The sequence below is a fragment of the Chryseobacterium sp. StRB126 genome (assembly GCF_000829375.1).
GTDB lineage: Bacteria > Bacteroidota > Bacteroidia > Flavobacteriales > Weeksellaceae > Chryseobacterium.
On sequence record NZ_AP014624.1, the window covers coordinates 1536907 to 1558529 of the forward strand.

Genomic DNA, 21623 nt, shown 5'->3' on the forward strand with positions numbered 1-21623 from the left:
AAGGGACTTTTCTTATTTTTTTCTGGTGAAATTCTTATTCTTAGGCTTTTTAAATCCAGTAGAAGGTGTTTCGGAAGGTTTTGGCTTCTTTTTATTTCTATTATTATTGGGTCTGGAATTATTATTCGGTTTCTGTGATCTCTCAGCACTTGTGGCAGCCGGTTTATTGTTAGAATCTCTTTTCTGCGCTACAAGATCATCCGTATGGAATGGGTGGTTTTTGATCACAGGAATTTTCTTTCCAATAAGCTTTTCTGTATTTTTTAGATTAAGAAGATCTAATCCGTCTACAAAAGAAATAGAAGACCCTTCAGCTCCGGCTCTTCCTGTTCTTCCGATTCTGTGTACATAGGTTTCAGAAACATCAGACAGTTCAAAATTGATTACAAATTTCAGTTCATCAATGTCAATTCCTCTTGCAGCAATGTCAGTAGCTACCAGAACTCTTGTTTTCCCTGATTTGAAGTTATTAAGGGCATTCTGTCTCGCATTTTGAGATTTGTTCCCGTGAATAGCCTCCGCAGAAATCTCATCTTTTTGGAGCTTTCTTGCAATTTTATCAGCACCATGCTTGGTTCTGGAAAATACCAATACAGAATCTGCAATATCGTTTTGCAGGATGTGAGATAAAAGATTCAGTTTGTTATCCTTTTCTACAAAATAAACAGACTGTTTTATGGTGTCTGCAGTAGACGAAACTGGGGTAACTTCTACCTTTACAGGATTGTTAAGGATAGAATTAGCCAGTTTCTGGATTTCTCCAGGCATCGTTGCAGAGAAGAACAGGGTCTGTCTTCTTTGTGGTAAAAGCTTGATGATTCTTTTCACATCATGAACAAAGCCCATGTCGAGCATTCTGTCCGCTTCATCAAGAACAAATATTTCAAGATTTTTTAAGCTGATAATGCCCTGTGCGATGAAGTCAAGAAGTCTTCCCGGTGTAGCAACCAGAATATCAACCCCTCTTTTTAAAGCCGCTTCCTGGTTTCCTTGTTTCACTCCGCCGAAGATAACAAGCTCTTTTAACGGAAGATATTTACCATAAGCTTGAATGTTTTCCTCAATCTGAATCGCCAACTCTCTGGTAGGCGTAAGGATTAAAGCTTTAATATTTTTATTCGGTATTTTATTTTTAGATAGATTCTGCAGAATAGGAATAGCAAAAGCTGCTGTTTTCCCCGTTCCTGTTTGTGCGCAGCCTAAAAAGTCTCTGCCTTGTAAAATTTCAGGAATAGATCTTTCCTGAATGGGTGTTGGAGTCGTATATCCTTGTTCCTGGATTGCTTTAGCAATAGGTTCTATTAAGTTTAAGTCTGTAAAATTCAAATGAATTATTTTAAAATTTAAATAAAAATTCTCTCTTTTTGAAAGAATTACATCCTGCAAAGGTAAGTTAAAAATTTAAGAATTGTATTTTAAGCTTCAAGAACCTGTATGTAAGAGATGAAAGTTGTTAAGGTTAACGTGTTGAATGTTACGATGAGCTTATAAACAATTAGTTACTCCATGTAAGAGTATCAATTTTCTGGTAAAGGAGAAACTCTCAATGATAAGCTGTAAATCATAATAAAAAGCAAAAAATAAAGAGGAACAAAACAGCTCCTCTTTATTTATATTGTAAAATCAAATTCTCAAATCTTGAGACTATCCGTGTAATTGTTTCCAGATGGCATCTTTCAATTCCATAAGACCTTCTCCGGTAACTCCTGAGAAGAATAAAGGCTGTTTGTTCTCTGGGAATTCAGCGGCAATTTCTTTTTTCAGTTCATCATCCAAAAGATCAGATTTTGAAACAGAAACAATGAAATCTTTATCTAAAAGCTCAGGATTGTATTCTTTTAATTCATTTTCCAGAATTTTAAACTCCTGGAAGTGATCTTCAGCATCCGCTGGAATTAAAAACAACAGGATAGAGTTTCTTTCAATATGTCTCAGGAATCTGTGTCCCAATCCTTTTCCTTCTGCAGCCCCTTCAATGATCCCTGGAATATCAGCCATTACAAATGATTTGTAATTTCTGTAATCCACAATTCCTAGGTTAGGAGTAAGCGTAGTAAATGCATAGTTAGCAATTTTAGGTTTTGCAGCAGAAACAGAAGCTAGAAGTGTAGATTTTCCGGCATTTGGAAATCCAACCAATCCTACATCGGCTAAAATTTTAAGCTCGAAGACTATATAGCCCTCCTGGCCGTCCATTCCTGGTTGAGCATATCTTGGAGTTTGATTGGTAGAAGATTTGAAGAATTCGTTTCCTCTTCCTCCTTTTCCCCCTTCCATCAAAATGATTTCCTGCTTGTCTTCAAGAATCTCGCCGATAATTTCTCCTTCTTCATTTTTAGCGATAGTTCCGATGGGAACATCAATATAAATATCAGAACCATCAGCACCGGTAAGCTGGTTTTTTGCTCCGTTTTCACCACGCTCAGCTTTTATATGGCGGGTGTATCGAAGCGGAAGTAAAGTCCATTCCTGAGCGTTTCCTCTCATAATAACGTGGCCACCACGACCTCCGTCACCTCCATCGGGACCTCCTTTTGGAATATACTTTTCACGGCGAAGGTGGGCAGAGCCAGCACCTCCGTGTCCGCTTTTACAATGGATCTTTACGTAATCTACAAAGTTAGACATATAGTATTTGTTACGAGTTGCGAGCTACGGGACGAAAATACGAATCCCGTATCCCGAATCTCGATTATTTAATTTTCTCTACTTCAGCAAAAAGTTTTTCGGAAATTTCGTTAATTTCTCCTACACCGTTTACTTCAACATATTTACCCTGTTGTTTGTAAAGTTCGGCTACTTCTGCTGTTTTAGTATAATATTCTTTAATTCTGTTTTCGATGATCTCTACATTGCTGTCGTCTGATCTACCGCTGGTCTCTCCTCTTTTCAGAAGTCTTTCCACCAAAATTTTATCTTCTACGATTAATGAAAGACAGATGTCTATTTCATCATTAAGTTCTTCTTTAACAATTTTTTCCAACGCTTCTGTCTGAGCAGTAGTTCTTGGATATCCATCAAAGATAAAACCATTAGTATCGGTAGGTTTTCTGATCTCGTCAATCAGCATATCTGTCGTTACCTGATCCGGAACCAATTCTCCCTTATCGATGTAAGACTTAGCCAGTTTTCCAAGTTCAGTGTCATTTTTCATGTTGTATCTGAAAAGATCACCTGTTGAAATCTGCTTTAGATTGAATTTCTCGATTAGATTCTGAGCTTGTGTTCCTTTTCCACTTCCTGGAGGGCCGAACAGAACTATGTTTATCATAATGTTGTTTCGCTTCCGGCAATTAGCAGCTGCTTTTTGCTTTTAGCTTTATTTAGTTAATATTTTACTTTATTTCGATTTAATATTTAAAGCTAAAAGCCGGTAGCTAATAGCTATAGGCATTTTAATGATTAATCTGTCCGTCTTCTAATTGATACAAATTAGGTAGGTTTCTTCCCAATTCATCATAATCCAATCCATAACCAAGAACAAATTTATTTGGAATTTCCTTTCCAATATAATCCAGTTTGAAATCCTTCTTGTAAATCTCAGGTTTCAGTAAGAAACTTGCCAGTTTTACAGATTTAGGACGCTGTGTTTCCTGGAAATATTTGAAAAGACTTTCAACGGTGTTTCCTGTATCAACAATATCTTCTACAAGAATGATATGACGGTCTTTCACGTCTTTTGTAAGTTCCATTTTCTGATAAACAATCCCTGTAGATTCAGTTCCTACGTAAGAACTCATTTGAAGAAAAGCGATTTCGCATTCCCCAGGATAATATTTTAAAAGATCTGAGAAGAACATAATAACCCCATTCAAAACACCAATGAAAACAGGAACTTCGTCTTTGTAATCTTCATAAATTCTTAATGCTGTCTCTTTTACAATTTCCTGAATTTCGGCATCCTTTAAATAAGGAACGAAAGTTTTGTCGTGAACTTTAATACTTTCCATAAAAATTTTTAGTAGTTGGCAAAGTTACGGATTTTTGATTTTTCATTAAAATCTTTTTGTGTTTAATCACGGATTTATACTATATTTGTTCTTTCAAAACCCATAGATACAGACATGTAGGATATAATTTCTTTCAGATTCAATGAAGCGGTAACCAACGAGTTGCCGGTGTTTAACCTTTATTAAGAAAGAAATCATGATTTTACTGCAAAATATATCCTTTGGGTTTCCGGGAGGAGATCTCCTTTTTAATCCTATCAATTTAACAATACCTTCTCATACCAAATCAGCTTTGGTAGGAAGCAACGGCATGGGGAAATCTACCTTGCTGAAGATCATTTCGAATGAATTACAACCATTAAAAGGAACAATACATATTCAGGGTGAAATTTTCTATGTACCTCAAATATTTGGAAATTTTAATCATTTAACCATCGCAGAATGTCTGAATATAGACAAAAAACTTTCTGCCCTTGAAAAAATCACCAACGGGGATGTGGATGAACAATATTTTGAAACTCTAAACGACAACTGGGATATTGAAGAACGTTGTCAGAATGCATTACAATATTGGAATCTTGAAGATTTTGACTTAAACCAAAAACTGGAAGGATTAAGTGGCGGGCAGAAGACTAAAGTTTTTCTTGCGGGAATTCAGATTAATCAGCCCGATATTATTATTTTGGATGAGCCAACGAATCATCTGGATTTGGAGGGAAGAAAGCTGTTATATGACCTCATAGAAAAAGTAAATGCTACTGTTGTGATAGTGAGCCATGACCGAACATTGCTGAACCTTGTAGATACAATTTCTGAACTAAGCAATCAGGGAATTGCTACATATGGAGGAAATTACAATTTCTATACAGAACAAAAAGAAGTAGAAGACGAAGCTTTACAAAATGATATTCACGCCAAGGAGCGAGCCTTAAAGAAAGCAAAAGAGAAGGAACGAGAAACCATAGAACGGAAACAGAAACTTGATGCCAGAGGGAAGCAAAAACAGGAAAAGTCCGGAGTGGCCAGAATTATGATGAATACTCTGCGGAATAATGCCGAAAAAAATACCTCAAAGCTGAAAAGTGTACATACGGAAAAGATCAGTGGTATCTCAGGAGACTTGAGAGACTTACGCTCTTCTGTCAGAAATTCCGATCAGATGAAGGTTAATTTCAATGATTCCGGCTTACATTCAGGAAAAATTTTAATTACAGCTGAAGATATTAACTTTAGCTACGGAGAAGAAAAGCTCTGGGAAGAGAATCTAGATCTTGAAATACGAAGTGGAGACAGGATTTCCATTAAAGGCTGTAATGGTTCAGGAAAGACCACTCTGATAAAACTTCTATTGGGTAGCATAACACCTTCTGTTGGAAGGATCAATTGTGCTGAATTCAATAGTATATATATCGATCAGGAATATTTATTAATTGATAATGAGCTGACTTTGTATGATTTTGTGCAGACGTTCAATGATAGTGCTTTGCAGGAATCGGAAGTGAAGACATTACTGTCACGTTTTTTATTCAGTAAGGATACATGGGATAAAAAATGCGGAGTTTTAAGTGGTGGAGAAAAACTGAGATTACTTTTGTGCGGACTATCCATCAGCAATAAAGCTCCGGATATGATGATTCTTGATGAACCTACCAATAATCTGGATTTACAGAATACAGAGATTCTCACAAACTCTATCAAAGATTATCATGGAACATTGCTGGTGATCTCTCATGATGAAGTTTTTCTTGAAGAGATTGGAATTGATAGGGAAGTGATGCTGGGATAATTTATTTCCCGCAGATTACATGGATTTTGCAGATGTTTGTGGATATTATCTACCTGATCTGTAAAATCTGCGGGAGATAATATTGGATTTATATTTAGAAATTCAATAGTAGCGGGCTTTAGCCCAAACCTGAAAAAACAAAACCCTGAAGCTTATTTTCAGGATTTTTATGTCTATCTATTTAGAAGATTACTTTTTCGTTTTCTTAATCGCATCCAGATAAATTTTCTTGATGCTGTTCTTTTCCTCTTTTTCACTGATATTTTCAAGGGTCGGAAGAAGAGTAGTATTGTGTGGTGTTTTTAGTTTCAGTATCTCTCCCAATGCAAATGCAGCACTCCAACGGACAACAGTGCTCTCATCTTCAGTGTTTGCTATCAGATTAGTGATAGTCAGATCCAGATTTTCCGGAAATAAATGAGCTGTATTACCTATTACTTTTGCACTTTCCCATTTTATTCTGGGTGCTTTTTCAGTAAGGGTATGGGTGACGAATGTGAATACAGTTTCGTCTGCAAGATTAGGATTTTGCTTTGTAGCATATTCCATAGCTTCTATGCAGGTCCCTTTTACAGGATCTTTAGATTTTTCAGAAAAAGCAATCAATTCATCTGTGGGTAGGGAAGTATCAATGATCCATTTGCTGATAATCTCTGTTTTTTCCTTTGCTTTGGTGGTTTTGTCTTTAAAAAGTTCTTCTATGGTCATGGTGTTGATTTTTAATTTTTCCAACGTTCTAATTTAGGAATTCCTTTTGAAAATAAGCTGGCCAGAAAACAGGAAAATCCCATAGTCTTCATTTTGTTTTTTACAAAATCCTGCATTTCCTTTGCTGTGGTATCTGATTGTTTAAATTGCCCTTTTTCGTAGCAATTATCATAATACATTGTACTGATAGAACCGTGGAGATTGGTTCTGCTCCCGTTAGGCGATTTTTCAGAGGTATTCCGTAGTTCTGACGATTTTTGTATATAGATTATAAAGTAGTAAGCACGGAAATCAATCGATCAATGATGTTCATTATTTTTTTTAATAGGAAAATCAAAAATGCAAAATTATTAGATACGTCATTGCGAGTGAAGCGAAGCAATCTCAACAAATCTAACTCTATATTTTATCATTAAATATTTATCCGTTCAACCGGTAAAAACTTGTTTCTGCATTCTGAATATAGACAGAAGGTCAGCGAACGCAGTTCAGAAGCAGAATGAAGAATCTCAGTATAGAAAAAACCTCGCAGATCAAGCAGATAAATAGATCCATAAACATCTTCGAAATCTGTTAGAAATTCATCAAATAAGAAGTTTATTGATTCATCCTGCTTCTTTCCTCCTCATTCCCGAAACTTCTATCCTTAGATTTCAAATTATTATTCCCGAATCTGTAGCTTAATGAAAGTCTGAAACCTCTTGTATAATTATTGTTTCTGAAATTGGTTTCAATCCCATTAGACTGATAAGAGATCAGGGGTCTTTGGCTGTTCAGAAGATCAGTTCCGGTAAGAGATATTGAAAGCTTTTTATCCAGACACAATATTTTTACAGTAACATCCAGAATATTCATCGTAGAAATATGGAAGATCTGGTATCTGCCAGGAAGTTGTAAGCCATAATTAACACTTAAAGAAACTGTTTTTTTCTTATTAAGAGTAAAGTCATTATTGCTGTACAGATAAGCATTGTAGCCATCAATAGAGGCGGTGTAAGGAACTTTAGATTTTACATTCTGATAATTAACATTAAACCCTGAAAAGCTGTTCCACCCTTTTACCGCACTGAAATTATAAGAGGTTGAAAAGCCGATCTGGTAAGTGTCAGCATAATTCATGGGTATATTTCTGGTAATATTGGTTTCAGGATTTAAAATAGACAATGCCTGCCCGAAATCTGAAACTTTGGAATAATATAATGAAGAAGTCCATTTTTGTCCCTTGATATAGGAAAACTCTAAATTGTCAATAATAGAAGGCTTCAGATAAGGATTTCCTTCAGAATAGTAAAATGGACTTGTTCGCACAACAAACGGATTCAGATAATCAAAATCCGGACGTCTGATCCTTCTGTTATAATTCAATGAAAAGGAATGATTGGTGTTCATGGTATACGTAAGATAAGCCGTTGGAAACAGTTTGATATAATTATTCTTGTCGGTCTGATTACGGTTCTCAGAAAATCCAATGGTTTGGGTAGCTTCAGCACGTAATCCAAGTTTTGCCTCCCATTGACTGTTGAATTTTCTGCTCAATGAAAAATATAGGGCCTCATTATATTCCTTGTAAATGAAAGTATTGGACTGGTCCGTATCGAGTACAGCCACTCCTGTTTCTTTATGGTAGGCTGAAAAATTATTGTCAGTACGGGTAAAAGAAAAACGGCCACCGAAATTAAGATCAACCCAAGACAGTTTGGTTTCCAGATCTGCTTTTCCAGAATAATTTCGAATTTTGTTCACGTTGGAATTCAGTGCAGAAAAATAAGTGCCGGGAAGCATTTGCTTGTTGGCATCAAGCTCACTGCCATAGAAGTCTCTTGTATCATCCTTTTTATAGTCAAAAAAGTCAAAATCTGTGGTCAGTATAGTTCTTGCACTGTCCATTTTTATCGTGTTGAACCAGTTTAAACTATGAATATTGGGTTTGTTGGAAGACTGAGTATCAGAAGAAATGAAAGAATCAGGCAGTGAGTTTTGATAATTTATTCTTGATGTAAACGGTGAACCCGAACCGTTTTCTGTACTGAAGCTTCCCAAATATTTTAATCCGGTTGTCCATTGATCTGTGACTTTATAATCAGCTCCCAAGCTGATGCCCAGATTCTTATTCTTACTGATACTTTGTGTATCCATAGACCATAATTCATTTTGATAATAAGTGTTGGTTTGAGAACTGGAACGAAATTTTTGCTGTTCCACATACACAGAAGATTGTAGAGAAAGTTTTCCATGGTTATAATTAAACATTCCCTGAACACTGTTTCCGGCATAGAACCTTTGAGTATAATTGGTTCCTACGCTGGCATTCCATGAATTCTTTTTTGCGGTTTTAAGTTTAATATTGATAATACCGTTGTTTCCTTCCGCTTCATATTTTGCAGGTGGAGAAGTGATAACTTCAATACTTTTAATATTATCCGAAGGAATGGTTTTCAGGAAAGCAGCAACCTCATTGGCCGGAATTTTTTGAATATGGTCATCAATCATAATCAATACTTCCCCTTTTCCTACGATGGAAACTGTTTCATCTTGAACTCTTACCATCGGAGCAGATTTTAAAGCATCCAAAGCATTACCACCCGTTGAAGCTGTAGAATTCTCAACATTATAAATCAATCGATCTACTTTTCTTTCAATAATTTTTTTTTCTTTTTTTATGACAACAGTTTCTAAAGAGGTTTCATCGTTGGTCTTTTTTTCCTGAGCATTCATCATGTTTAAAAATAAAAGGAGTATCGCTGGAAGAAGTAAAGTTTTCATAGTCTTTGTCTTTATTTTTCAGCAAAACTGCAGCATTGAGCCACCAGAAACCAATTTTATCGACGTTCCCCGGTATTTTGTCGACAAACCCGCTGTGAAGCTTTTCCATAAAAACCTATTTTTACAAAAAAAAATAATAACCGATATGGGAAAACTATATCTGAATAAAAAGACAGAAGCTGGCCTGCATATCTTATTTTGGCTGCTGACTCTGTATTTTATGCTGGTGGGCAAACCGCTTTCTTTCGAAATACCAGAATTGGATTTATTCTTTAAAACCTATGCTGTAGTTTTCGTGCTGACATTCTATTTTAATTATATCATGGTAATGCCAAGGATCTTCAAAGATTTTAAATGGATAAAACTATTGGCAGGAATTATCATTACTTATCTGTTCTTTACATTAACCCGATTTGTGATTGAACAGATTCTTACGGACTGGTGGCTAGGGCAGGTGAATTACACAAGTCCGGTCTTAGGAAGCTATCTTCTGGATAACCTTGCCTACAGCAGCAAACCTATTATTTTTAGCTCATTTTTATGGTTAATTATTCATGTGATAAGACTCTTAGAATATAATAAAGTGATTCTGGAAGAACAGAAAAATACAGAGATCAAATTCCTTAAAGCACAGATCAATCCGCATTTTATTTTCAATACCTTGAATAATATCTATTCAATGGTTCATTTTCAATCTCCGGAATCCCTTTCTGCTATTGAAAAGCTGAGCAGTATCATGCGTTTTACCACTTATGAGGCCCAAAAAGAACATATCGCCCTGTCAGAAGAGCTGGATTATATAAAAGCCTATATAGAGCTGGAGGAATTAAGACACTATGAAAATAATATCGTAAAATGGCAGTCAGGAATTAAAGATGAAAAACAAAGAATAGCACCGTATATTCTGTCACCATTGATAGAAAATGCCTTAAAACATGGAGCTTATTCAGAAAAAGATCCCATTGAAATCAATATAAATTCTGATGATAAAAATCTGAATTTTGAAGTCATTAATTCTATAGGAAATAAAAAAACAGATAAACTGGGCGGTATTGGCTTAGACAACCTTAAAAACAGGCTAGATATGCTGTATCACGGAAAATATAAGCTGGAAACCATCCGTCTTGAAAATAAATTTAAAGCATCCATACAAATTCAACTTTCATGAAACAAAAGATCAATTGTATTATCCTTGATGATGAGCCCTTTGCGGTAAGGCTTTTAAATGATTATGCCCTAAAAACAGATCTGCTGAATATCATCTATGCCGGAAGTGATGTGTATGAAGTCATGAAATTGTTGGGTTCAGAAAATATAGATCTTATTTTTATTGATATTCAGATGCCTGAACTTACAGGAATTGAAATGATGAAAATGTTCAATAAGAATCATAATTTCATCGTAACCACTGCCTATGCTGAATATGCTCTGGAAGCTTTCGATTTTCATGTTGTCGATTTTTTACTGAAACCTATTACTTTCAATCGTTTTTATCAGGGAGTACAGAAATTTATACAATGGCAGCAGGCTTTCATTCCCGAGCCACAGATGGATCATCTTTTTGTGCGGTCAGACAGAAAATACTACAAAATAGCCTTTGATGAGATTATTTATATTGAAGGATTGAAAGATTATATCAGAATTCACACCATCAACGATAAAATCATGGTGCTGGAAAATATGAAAGATATCTTAGAGAAACTTCCCGAAAACAGATTTATGCGTATTCATCGGTCTTACATCATCGCGACTGATAAAATCAAAGTCATTGAAGGAAACAGAATCCAGATGAGAAACCAGGACTTCGTTACTGTAGGAGAAACTTACCGGAAACCTTTCTCAGAATGGATTGAAACCAGCGGATAATGCTTTTATATTTTTTTTAATTACGCCGAAATTTCAATTTCAAGAAAAGAAAAATAACAGCAAAAAATCATAATTTGTAAGATTTGAAAGCGTTTAAATTTTCTCGCAGATTTTACAGATTACACAGAAATCATACATAATCATCTGTGGAAATCTGTGCTATCTGTGGGAAAAACCTATTGCATTACCTCTATCCGCAAGAACCTATTGACAATGTTTCAACATCCAATCATAAATCTCACTCAGCACCTGTTCCCGTATCTCCTCATTTAAAATCTCATGACGCATCTCCGGATAGATCTTTGCATCCACATCCTGAAATCCATCAGCCTTTAAATTGTTGACGGTAAGCATTACTCCTTTACTAAAATCTCCAATCGGATCATTCTGTCCACTTACGAACAGAAAAGGGAATGATGGAGAAATAGAACTTGCCCAGTTTCTGGAAGTCGCTCTTTTATAAACCGTAAACAGGGTGTAAAAAGCATTGTGAGTAAAAGGAATTCCACACAATTCATCCTGTTCAAAAGCTCTTCTGTTCTTAGGATTAATGCTGAGCCAGCTTGTATCACCAAAGTCCTTATCCTTTTTAAACTGCTTATTGTTAACCTTAGTAAAAACAGAATTTAGAAAAGTACGATGATGAGGAGCAATCCTATTAGCTAACGATAAATACCCTCTTAATACATCAATTCCCGGCAAAGGGCCGCCGGTTCCGGTAATAATAGCTCCTGCAAACTTGCTGCTGGCTCGTTGAAGAAGACAACGGGTAATAAATGATCCCATAGAATGCCCCAAAATAAAATGAGGAATATCCGGATATTCTTTTGCAAGATGGTCTGCCATCATTTCTGCATCAGCAATTAGCCTTTCATCAGGTTGATCAAGCTGGAAGAAACCAATCTCGCTTTTATCTTTTACAGATTTTCCATGACCCAGATGATCATAGGTAAGAACAGCAATCCCATGACTGGCAAAATACTCTGCTATTTCCGCATATCTTCCGCTGTGTTCCTGCATACCGTGAACGATGAGGAGAGTAGCTTTTGCTGTTTCTGAGGAAAACAGAGTATGAAAAAGTTGGGACTCGCTGTTTATTTTTGATGGTAGATATGATGATGTTCGGAATGAAGCCATAAGGATGTTTAAATATTATTTGATTTTGATTTCAGGGATTCTATAATTTCCTATTACTTCAATCAATTGAGAAGGATTAGTTTTTAAATTTTTGAAAAATTGATCCATATTTTCTTTATATCCTCTTTGGCTTATTGCGAAAAGTAAAAGCCCATTGTTTTTACTATTAGTAATGATTTTGTAACGGTAGACGTTCCTTTCAGCAATTAGGATTTCCTTTCCATCTTTCGAGTTCTCACTAATTAAAAAGTCTAAAATATATTCTCCATCCTTCTCAAGAACTTGATAATTGACAATCGGATTGATTTTTTTCATTTCTTCAAGCTCAGCTATTTTATGGTCAATAACTTCCTTAAGTTTAAAGTCTCCTTTTACAAAATCAATCAGGACCATGCTATTGTATTTGTTGATTTTTTCCTTGGGTTCTATATACTCTTGTTTAAAGTACATATCATTAGGATGTGAGCTCCACGCCAAATTATAAACCTTTTGTCCTAAGTTGATAGGCCCAGGTATACCTAAATATTCTTCCACTTTATCTTGTGCTTTTAAATAAAATATCGGAATTATAAGAAATAAGAACAGGATTTTAGATTTCATTGTAAGTTTATCTTAATAGTAAATATAGACTATTTTGAATAAATGTTAAGAGGAAACTTATCTTCCAGAGGTGTAACTTCATTTCTCTTTTATAAACTCTGAACTTTTTCTATAAATTATATCTGAGATGTATTCAATATTGTGTTAATGACTCAATACAGATAATTGTTTCTGTTTTTAGTCTTATGATTTTCATCCTATTCAAAAATAAAATCTATCTATAATTTGCTCACCCAATTTTTTAAAAGTAATTTTGCACGAATCTTAAAACAAAAGTAAAATATGTCAACTTATGTAGTTGTAGGCCTTCAGTATGGAGATGAAGGTAAAGGTAAAATCACGGATGTTTTATCAGCAAAATCGGACTATGTAGTACGTTTCCAAGGGGGAGACAACGCTGGTCACACGGTATATGTTGGTGAAGAAAAATTCGTTCTACACCTTCTTCCTTCAGGAGTTCTTCAATGCAAAGGGAAATGTATCATTGCGAACGGAGTAGTGGTAAACCCTAAGTCTTTTATTAGAGAAGTTGGTCAGATCGAGAGCAAAGGCTTGAGAACAGATCACATTTTTATTAGCAGAAGAGCGCATGTGATCATGCCTTACCACATTCTTTTGGATACTTACCGTGAAGAGGAACAGGGAGGAACTCAGATTGGAACAACCAAAAAAGGAATCGGACCTTGCTACGAAGATAAAATTGCAAGAGTCGGAATCAGAATGGTTGACCTATTAAACCCTGAGATTTTAAGAGATAAAATTGAGAAAAACCTAAAGGTTAAAAATTCTCTTTTTGAAAAATATTACGGAAAACCGACATTAGACGTTGAAGAAATTTACAACGAATATTTAGAAATCGGAAAACAGCTTCAGGACAGAATCGTTGATACTGAAGTAGAGCTAAACGAAGCGATCAGAGATGGTAAAAATGTTTTATTTGAAGGAGCGCAAGCTTTAATGCTTGATATCGACTTCGGTACTTATCCGTATGTAACTTCATCTTCTCCATCTACAGGAGGAGTTTGTTCGGGAGCAGGAGTGCCACCAACATCACTTCAAAATCTGATTGGTGTTGCAAAAGCATACTGTACAAGAGTAGGTAACGGACCTTTCCCATCTGAATTAGACAACGAATTAGGTGAGAAAATCAGACAAATCGGTGGTGAATTCGGAGCAACTACAGGAAGACCGAGAAGAACAGGTTGGTTAGACCTTGTTTCTTTAAAGCATGCTTGTATGATTAACGGAATCAATAACCTTGTTATTACAAAACTGGACGTTCTTACAGGAATTGAAAACCTTAAAATCGTTACCCACTACAAAACTGAAGACGGAAAAATTATTGATTACTTTACTTCGTCAACAGAAAAGTTGTATAACTATGAGCCAATCTATCAGGATTTACCAGGTTGGGAGGAAGATATCACAAAAGCTAGAAGCTATGATGAACTTCCGGACAATGCTCAGAAATACATCGAGTTTATTGAGAAATATTTAGGAATTAACGTATACTTAGTTTCTGTAGGTCCTGAAAGAAGTCAGAACATCATCAGAAAAGAATTATTCTAATATTCTTAGAACATAAATAAAAAGAGACGGTCAGTTTTGATCGTCTCTTTTTTTTGTTTGCTATCCATGTCAAGGTTTTAAACCTTGGCATGGATTTATTGAAAACTCTTATATTTAACTCTTATATATAATCAAATGGAAAATAATAGAGTGCCTCAATCTACAATGAGCAATATTGTAATAAGTTTATACTTTACTATTGCATATGCTGTTTTAATAGGTGTTTATTTAGGGTTTCCAATAAATCTTCATAGTAATTTTCTGCTGGATTTGTTTATTGTTTGCAGCTTGTTATTGAGTGTTGCCGGTATTTATTTTGCCGGTAAAAGTTATAAAAGAGCAAAGATCAGTTCCGTTATTCTTATTATTATCAATTCTTTGGGATTATTAATACCAGTGATTATGCTGCTGATGATTTTTACATAATCCAATACTTTAATGCATTTTAGGTATATATTTTCAATGGTTGAAATGTTAAATTTTAAACATTTTCATAAAATTTTATAATATTATGTTGTTTTGGTAAAATTCTGGCAAATCTTTTGATATTGAAACACTGCTTATCGATAAGAACTAACAATCACATTTTTTAACAGTTTAAATAGTAATAGTGATGAAACACCAGAATCAAAACCAGGAATTTCGTTTTAACGAAGTCCTTTTCGAGCACCGCAATAAAGAGTACGGTGCTTATGTATTAAGAAACGAATCAGATAGAATATTAACCAAAGCACTTTTTATAGGAGTAAGCCTGATGGCTGCTGTATCTATTACGCCAGCTGTGATTTCTGCGTTTAGATCAGACGAAATTGTCAGCACAACCACTACTGATAACGGGACAAGGATAATTAAAGTTGTTGATGTACAGGAGAAAGACCCACCAGTGAAGATTACACCTGTGAAACCAGCAACGGCTCCGAATACAAAAACATTTGACAGTACAGTTCCTATACCATCAAGTACAGCACAGGATAATGTGAAAAAAGATCCTGTTCCGGATGATGCTGTAGCAGGCTTTACAAATCATTTTAAAGGAGATGTCGTGCCTCAAAACACACATGTGCCCACTACCGTACCTGTAGGGCCGGTAATCAATACGCAACCACCCGTAATTCAAGAGGTTGTTGATAAAAGTAAAATTGTAGAGTCAGGCGAACTTGGAGTAGAAGCCAGCTTCAATGGCGGGATAGACTCTTTCAGAAATAAAGTAATGAAGAATTTCGATGGTTCAGGCTTCGAATCAGAAGAAATAGTAAAAACTATGGTTACATTCATTGTAGAAATGGATGGAACAATTTCAGGGGTAAAAGCTAACGGAACCAATGCCGATTTTAACAATGAGGCAATCAGAACAGTGAAGGCGATTTCAAACAAAGGAACCTGGACTCCTGCCAAAAATAAAAAAGGAGAATTTGTGAGAAGTTACTTCAAGTTTCCAATCTCCATGAAGTTTGATAATTAATATCAAAAATCAATTTTTAATAGTTATCCACAAAGATTTTTTTTTGTGGATAATTTTTTTTATCGCTAAATTGCTTATTAACAATATTTTAACTCAATTTTGATTTTCCCCATCTATCGGGAGCGAATAAAAAAGTGTATTTTTGAAACTTAAAGTTCTAATAATGGCAAAAATCATAGGTATTGCTAATCAAAAAGGTGGGGTAGGAAAAACTACCACCGCTGTAAACTTAGCAGCAGCATTAGGAGTATTGGAAAAAAAAATATTGATTATTGACGCTGACCCTCAGGCCAATGCTACATCGGGTTTGGGAGTAGAAGATGTTCAGTATTCCACATATAATCTACTGGAGCATAGTGCAGATACAAGAGCTTGTATCAAAAGAACGGCAACGCCGAATCTGGATATTATTCCATCACATATAGACCTGGTAGCAGCAGAAATCGAATTGGTAGACAAGGAAGATCGTGAATATATGCTGAAAAAAGCTCTGGCCAGTGTAAGAGATGATTATGACTATATCATCATCGACTGTGCACCGAGTTTAGGTCTGATTACAGTGAATGCTCTTACAGCAGCGGATTCTGTGATTATTCCAATCCAGTGCGAGTATTTTGCATTAGAAGGACTTGGAAAACTTTTGAATACCGTTAAAAATGTTCAGAAGATCCATAACAAAGATCTTGGAATAGAAGGTCTCCTTCTTACAATGTATGACAGCAGATTAAGACTATCTAACCAGGTGGTGGAAGAAGTAAACCTTCACTTCCCGGAAATGGTTTTTGAAACCATTATCAGCAGAAATGTAAGATTGAGTGAAGCGCCGAGTTTCGGAGAAAGTATCCTAAACTATGATGCAGAAAGTAAAGGAGCAGTTCAGTATATTCAGTTAGCTGAAGAAGTTCTTTTAAAGAACGAAAATTTAGTAAAGAATTAAATTAATAATAAATGGCCAATGAGTGAATGCTAGCCATCACTTACCAAACATCATTTATCAATTATATCTATGAAGGACAAAAAAAGAGCTATGGGACGCGGCTTGGGCGCCATTTTGAGTGCAGAATCCAAAGCAACTGTCAATTCCGCTACAGATGAGGGAGCAGATAAGTTTGTGGGAAATATTGTAGAAGTTGCGCTTGAAGATATATATCCGAACCCAACGCAGCCGAGAACTTATTTTGATGAAAAAGCATTAGAAGAATTAGCGCAGTCTATTAAAAATTTAGGGATTATCCAGCCGATTACCCTAAGAAAAGACGGTGAAAAATTTGAGATCATATCCGGGGAAAGACGTTACAGAGCAAGTAAAATTGCGGGGTTAACAACCGTTCCTGCTTATATTCGTTTGGTAAATGACCAGGAGCTTCTTGAGATGGCTCTTGTAGAAAATATCCAGAGAGAAGATCTTGATGCGATTGAAATTGCCCTTACTTATCACAGGCTTTTGGAAGAAATCGGTCTTACTCAGGAAAATCTAAGCCAGAGAATAGGAAAGGATAGAAGTACCATTACCAATTCAATCAGACTTTTAAGATTAAATCCGGATATTCAGAATGCCATCAGAAGTGGTGAGATTTCTGCAGGACACGGTAGAGCGATTATTAGCCTTGAAAATGAAGAAGATCAACAGGTTTTATTCGATCTTATCATTAAAGAAAAATTAAATGTTCGTCAGGCTGAACAAGCTGCGGCAGCATTAAAAAATCCAAAGTCTGCAGTAGCTAAAAAAGTAAATGCAGAACTTTCCAATAACTATAAAAGAGCCCAGAAGACTATCGCTGATATCCTGGATGTAAAAGTGGAAATCAAGGCTTCTGGAAATGGTAAAAAAGGTAAAATTGTTCTGGACTTCAAGAATGAAGAAGAGCTGGAATATATTTTATCCCATATTAAATAAATGAAGAAAATATTTTTCACATTTTTCTTGTGTATCGCTGCATGGGCTTATTCACAAGTTGCACCTATAGATACAGTTCGGGTACAGACACCTCCGAAAGAGGAACTTCGTTTGATAAAACCAACCAAAACGGAAGCAAAAATCATCGAAGATCTTGAGAAAGCAAACGGACCAACCAAAGTAACGGTAAAGCTTAACCCAACCAGAGCTGGGTTGTATTCTGCAGTATTACCAGGTTTAGGACAGTTTTACAATAAAAAATACTGGAAAATCCCAATCGTGTGGGGAGCTGTAGGAGCTGGAGTAGGTATTGCCATATGGAATGATAACCAATACAAGAAATACCGCGAGTATTATATTGCCAAGCTAAACGGTACACCCAACGAATTCGTGGATGCCCGCCCTTGGTTAGACAAAAGAGCGTTAGGAAATGCTCAGGACAGAGCAAAAAGGCAAAGAGATTATGCAATTGCCATTACAGGGCTTATCTATATATTGAATATTGTAGATGCTGTAGTGGACGCACACCTTTATGAAAGTCGCCATGACCCTGATTTGACATTTAAACCATCACTGATCCAGGATCAATATGGATTTGATACACCTAAAACAGGATTTGCTTTAAGTTATAGATTTTAACAGACAATACATACATAAAACCGAAAGGTGGAATGTAACAATAAACATAAAAAAGATTACATGAAAATAGCATTAGTTGGTTACGGTAAAATGGGTAAGATCATTGATGAGATTGCACAGAAAAGAGGTCACGAAGTAGTGGCTCGCCTGAAGGAAACCCCAACTGCTGAAAATCTTAATAATCCGGATGTTGTTATTGAATTTTCCTTACCGGAAGTTGCATATGACAATATCAAAGCCTGTCTAGAAAATAAAATTCCGGTAATCTGCGGAACAACAGGATGGCTGGATCAAAAAGCTGAAATAGAAAAACTTGCTGTAGATAATGATACCGCATTTTTATATGGTTCAAACTTTAGTTTAGGTGTTAATTTATTCTTCGCTCTCAACGAAAAACTGGCTGACCTAATGAAGAATGTGAATGAATATTCTTGTCAGCTGGAAGAAATTCATCATATCCATAAAAAAGATGCCCCAAGCGGAACCGCCATCTCTATAGCAGAAGGGATCATCAATAATAATCCGAAATTTGATGCTTGGAAACTGGAAGAAACAGAAGGTAAACAACTGGGAATTTTCGCTGTTCGTGAAGATGAAGTTCCTGGAACTCATAGTGTTTTCTACAGAAGTGAAGTAGATGAAATTGAGATTAAGCATACCGCATTCAACAGAAATGGCTTTGCATTAGGAGCCGTAGTAGCTGCCGAATGGATCAAAGACAAAAAAGGAAACTTCGGAATGAAGGACGTTTTAGGGCTTTAATTGTAACAAATTCTGTAAATTGCAGACCAATTATGAAAATGATGAATAGTGAATTGTCAATAGCGGAAAAGCTGTTATCATTTATTACTCATCATTTATCATTTATATCATAAGAACAGGCACAAAAAAATTATGAATTATTTTTTAACGTATACAGTGTATGTCCTCATTTTATCCGTATTAATGGGGATTTCAACATGGAAGTTGTTTAAGAAAATGGGGTACAGCCCTTTATTTGCATTTATACCTTTCTACAACTATTTTATTATCCTGAAAGAAACAAAACATCCGAAATGGTGGGCGGTCCTTTCATATCTCCCGATTGTAGGGCCAATCATGATGTCTGTGTTTCATCTTTATTTAGTGAAGAAGTTTGGAAAAACACTTTTCAAGGATCAGATTCTTACCGTGATTCTTCCTTTTATTTATATGGCAACCATCAACTATTCTAAAGATGTAGAGTTGGAGGATGAAAGTGCCAATGAGCTGTATCTTACCGATGAAGAAAAAGAGGCCAAAAAGAAAGATACATTTCTGGGATCTATTACTTTCGCGGTAGTATTTGCAACCATTATTCACGTTTTTGTAACCCAGCCGTTCGGGATTCCTACAGGATCTATGGAGAGAACCTTACTGGTGGGAGACTTCCTTTTCGTAAACAAATGGAGCTATGGATACAGGCTACCAATGCGTCCTTTAGCCATACCATTCCTTCAGGGAACGATCATGGATACTGGAGAGAAAGGAAATCCAAAAGATGATCCAAAATCTTATGTAGACGGAGTGAAACTACCATATACAAGAATTTTACAGTTCAGTAAGCCCCAGAAAAATGATGTAGTTGTTTTTAACTACCCTCAGGATTCAGTTCATACAGCCATTGATAGAAAAGATCCTTATGTAAAAAGATGTGTGGCCACAGCTGGAGATACTTTTGAAATGAGAGCCGGAAGACTTTTCGTGAACGGAAAACCGGAAGTTGTTTTAGGTGATCAGGAAGTACAGCACAGATATATTGTAATTACTGATAGTCAACTGGACATCCCTACATTATACAAAGCCTATGGTTTTTTACCGGTAGTGGAACAACAGCAAAATAATGGTGGATTTATTTATGCCTTTCAAGGTTTAACAGATAAGATTGCTAAAGACATTAAGGGACTTCCGCATGTAGTAGATATGAAAGAAGATGTTTCGGTGAAAGGGGAAGCTGCAATAGCTTATAGAGACGAAGCCAGAACAAAAATAGATACAACGCAATCTATATTCCCTGTAAATAAACCATGGAATCAGGATTGGTACGGACCAGTAAGAATTCCTAAAAAAGGAGACGTAGTCACCATTAATAATGAAACCCTTCCAATGTTCCAATGGATTATTTCCGAATACGAGCATAATAGCTTAGAAAAGAAGAACGGAAAAATCTTTATCAACGGAAAAGAAGCCAATCAATATACTATTCAACAAGATTATTATATGATGGTAGGGGATAACAGAGATGCATCATTAGATGCAAGATTCTTTGGTTTCGTTCCGGAAGAAAATATCGTTGGAAAACCAATGTTTACATGGATGAGCCTTCAGGGAGCTTTTGCAGACAGCAGTTCTTCCTATCAGGCACCATTCAAAATCCGTTGGGACAGAATGTTTAAAGCAACAAACACTGGCGAAGCTAATAAAACTTCATACTGGTGGATTGCAGCAATGATTTTAATACTGTTCTTCGGTTGGGAGTATTTTGTGAAATTATTCAAAAAGAAAAAGACAGAAGACGAGCTATAAAGAAATTAAACTTAAAATAGAATGAAGTATTTGAAAAAATACTTCATTTTTGCATTATGAATATGAAGAATGTTTTATTACCGGTATTTTATATGCCGCCGGTTTCATGGTTTTCAGTGTTTTTAGATGCTGAAAATGAAGTAGTATTGGAACAGTTTGAGAACTTTCCAAAGCAAACCTATAGAAACAGAGCTAATATCTATGGGGCTAACGGGAAATTATCTTTGATTATTCCTATCAATCACAACGGGAAAAGAGAATTTAAAGATATCGAGATTTCTTACAGAGAAGATTGGAGAACACTTCACTGGAAATCAATTCAGACAGCATATCAGAGTTCTCCTTACTTCGAATATTATGAAGACAAGTTCAGAAAAATATTCGACCTGAAAGAAAAGTTTCTTTTGGATTTTAACCTTAAAGGGTTAGAAGTCATCCAACAGATATTGAAAACAGAAAAGGCACACTCTTTGAATGAAGAATATATCAAAAATCCGGAAGGGATGAGTTTCAGAGAGAAATTTTCTGCAAAACAGCCTTCAGAATTTCAAATGGAAAGCTATTATCAGACTTTCTCAGACAAATTCGGATTTTTAGAAGATTTATCGGTTCTGGATCTTATCTGTAACAAAGGCCCAGAATCACTTATTTACATAAAAAATATAAAACATTAATAGAAAGTCGTCACTATCGGAATTTCAT

The 21623-nt window shown here is 35.6% G+C and carries 22 protein-coding genes; 12 read left to right on the forward strand and 10 right to left on the reverse strand.

Going from position 1 to position 21623, the window contains the following annotated elements; translation table 11 throughout:
* Positions 1 to 12: 12 nt before the first annotated feature.
* From CHSO_RS06975 to CHSO_RS06990, 4 genes are all read right to left on the reverse strand, one after another.
* Entirely contained in the window at positions 13 to 1326 is a 1314-nt protein-coding gene (locus CHSO_RS06975) for a DEAD/DEAH box helicase (protein WP_045502064.1), read from the reverse strand.
* Between the two features lie 318 nt (positions 1327 to 1644).
* Entirely contained in the window at positions 1645 to 2628 is a 984-nt protein-coding gene (gene obgE, locus CHSO_RS06980; protein WP_045494073.1) for a GTPase ObgE, read from the reverse strand.
* 64 nt (positions 2629 to 2692) lie between these two features.
* Positions 2693 to 3271: an adenylate kinase gene (locus tag CHSO_RS06985; RefSeq protein WP_045494076.1), complete on the reverse strand. Its 579-nt coding sequence runs from the start codon at positions 3269 to 3271 to the stop codon at positions 2693 to 2695.
* 124 nt (positions 3272 to 3395) lie between these two features.
* Positions 3396 to 3950 (reverse strand): phosphoribosyltransferase, encoded by a 555-nt coding sequence (locus tag CHSO_RS06990; RefSeq protein ID WP_045494079.1) that lies wholly within the window; start codon positions 3948 to 3950, stop codon positions 3396 to 3398.
* Between the two features lie 196 nt (positions 3951 to 4146).
* Between CHSO_RS06990 and CHSO_RS06995 the strand changes: the two genes are divergently transcribed.
* Positions 4147 to 5736 carry an ABC-F family ATP-binding cassette domain-containing protein gene (locus CHSO_RS06995; RefSeq protein ID WP_045494082.1) on the forward strand — a complete coding sequence of 530 codons (1590 nt, stop codon included), beginning with the start codon at positions 4147 to 4149 and terminating at the stop codon, positions 5734 to 5736.
* 189 nt (positions 5737 to 5925) lie between these two features.
* Here the strand turns inward: CHSO_RS06995 and CHSO_RS07000 are convergent, their stop codons facing one another.
* From CHSO_RS07000 to CHSO_RS25890, 4 genes are all read right to left on the reverse strand, one after another.
* Positions 5926 to 6444: a hypothetical protein gene (locus CHSO_RS07000; RefSeq protein WP_045502067.1), complete on the reverse strand. Its 519-nt coding sequence runs from the start codon at positions 6442 to 6444 to the stop codon at positions 5926 to 5928.
* Between the two features lie 11 nt (positions 6445 to 6455).
* The gene (locus CHSO_RS26580; RefSeq protein WP_410493404.1) at positions 6456 to 6740 is read right to left on the reverse strand and encodes a zinc ribbon domain-containing protein; all 285 of its coding nucleotides are present in this window, start codon (positions 6738 to 6740) and stop codon (positions 6456 to 6458) included.
* A gap of 301 nt (positions 6741 to 7041) precedes the next feature.
* Positions 7042 to 9162, reverse strand: a complete 2121-nt coding sequence (locus CHSO_RS07005; RefSeq protein ID WP_052480512.1) for an outer membrane beta-barrel family protein — start codon at positions 9160 to 9162, stop codon at positions 7042 to 7044.
* Complete coding sequence (locus CHSO_RS25890; RefSeq protein WP_052480513.1) at positions 9128 to 9316, reverse strand: hypothetical protein; 189 nt, start codon at positions 9314 to 9316, stop codon at positions 9128 to 9130. The genes CHSO_RS07005 and CHSO_RS25890 overlap by 35 nt, the downstream gene beginning before the upstream one ends.
* Before the next feature lie 36 nt (positions 9317 to 9352).
* Between CHSO_RS25890 and CHSO_RS07010 the strand changes: the two genes are divergently transcribed.
* Together CHSO_RS07010 and CHSO_RS07015 are read left to right on the forward strand one after the other, a co-directional pair.
* Positions 9353 to 10375, forward strand: a complete 1023-nt coding sequence (locus tag CHSO_RS07010; protein WP_045494085.1) for a sensor histidine kinase — start codon at positions 9353 to 9355, stop codon at positions 10373 to 10375.
* Entirely contained in the window at positions 10372 to 11073 is a 702-nt protein-coding gene (locus tag CHSO_RS07015; protein WP_045494088.1) for a LytR/AlgR family response regulator transcription factor, read from the forward strand. Before CHSO_RS07010 ends, CHSO_RS07015 begins: the two co-directional genes overlap by 4 nt.
* 204 nt (positions 11074 to 11277) lie before the next feature.
* Here CHSO_RS07015 and CHSO_RS07020 read toward each other — a convergent pair whose 3' ends face one another.
* On the reverse strand, positions 11278 to 12210 hold the full coding sequence (locus tag CHSO_RS07020; protein WP_052480514.1) for an alpha/beta fold hydrolase: 933 nt from the start codon (positions 12208 to 12210) through the stop codon (positions 11278 to 11280).
* A gap of 15 nt (positions 12211 to 12225) precedes the next feature.
* On the reverse strand, positions 12226 to 12810 hold the full coding sequence (locus CHSO_RS07025; protein ID WP_045494091.1) for a hypothetical protein: 585 nt from the start codon (positions 12808 to 12810) through the stop codon (positions 12226 to 12228).
* Between the two features lie 282 nt (positions 12811 to 13092).
* Here CHSO_RS07025 and CHSO_RS07030 point away from each other — a divergent pair, with 282 nt between their 5' ends.
* From CHSO_RS07030 to CHSO_RS07070, 9 genes are all read left to right on the forward strand, one after another.
* A complete protein-coding gene (locus CHSO_RS07030; protein WP_045494094.1) occupies positions 13093 to 14379 on the forward strand; it encodes an adenylosuccinate synthase in 1287 nt (428 codons plus the stop codon).
* A 135-nt stretch (positions 14380 to 14514) separates the two neighbouring features.
* Positions 14515 to 14805 (forward strand): hypothetical protein, encoded by a 291-nt coding sequence (locus CHSO_RS07035; protein ID WP_045494097.1) that lies wholly within the window; start codon positions 14515 to 14517, stop codon positions 14803 to 14805.
* 187 nt (positions 14806 to 14992) lie between these two features.
* Positions 14993 to 15841 (forward strand): hypothetical protein, encoded by an 849-nt coding sequence (locus CHSO_RS07040; protein WP_052480515.1) that lies wholly within the window; start codon positions 14993 to 14995, stop codon positions 15839 to 15841.
* A gap of 163 nt (positions 15842 to 16004) precedes the next feature.
* Positions 16005 to 16778 (forward strand): ParA family protein, encoded by a 774-nt coding sequence (locus tag CHSO_RS07045; RefSeq protein WP_045494103.1) that lies wholly within the window; start codon positions 16005 to 16007, stop codon positions 16776 to 16778.
* A 69-nt stretch (positions 16779 to 16847) separates the two neighbouring features.
* A complete protein-coding gene (locus CHSO_RS07050; RefSeq protein WP_045494106.1) occupies positions 16848 to 17738 on the forward strand; it encodes a ParB/RepB/Spo0J family partition protein in 891 nt (296 codons plus the stop codon).
* A complete protein-coding gene (locus CHSO_RS07055; protein WP_045494119.1) occupies positions 17739 to 18377 on the forward strand; it encodes a DUF5683 domain-containing protein in 639 nt (212 codons plus the stop codon).
* 60 nt (positions 18378 to 18437) lie between these two features.
* The gene (dapB, locus tag CHSO_RS07060) at positions 18438 to 19139 is read left to right on the forward strand and encodes a 4-hydroxy-tetrahydrodipicolinate reductase (protein ID WP_045502073.1); all 702 of its coding nucleotides are present in this window, start codon (positions 18438 to 18440) and stop codon (positions 19137 to 19139) included.
* A gap of 132 nt (positions 19140 to 19271) precedes the next feature.
* Positions 19272 to 20921: a signal peptidase I gene (gene lepB / locus CHSO_RS07065; RefSeq protein WP_045494122.1), complete on the forward strand. Its 1650-nt coding sequence runs from the start codon at positions 19272 to 19274 to the stop codon at positions 20919 to 20921.
* Positions 20922 to 20977: 56 nt separating this feature from the next.
* Entirely contained in the window at positions 20978 to 21595 is a 618-nt protein-coding gene (locus tag CHSO_RS07070; protein ID WP_410493395.1) for a WbqC family protein, read from the forward strand.
* The last annotated feature ends 28 nt before the right edge of the window (positions 21596 to 21623 follow it).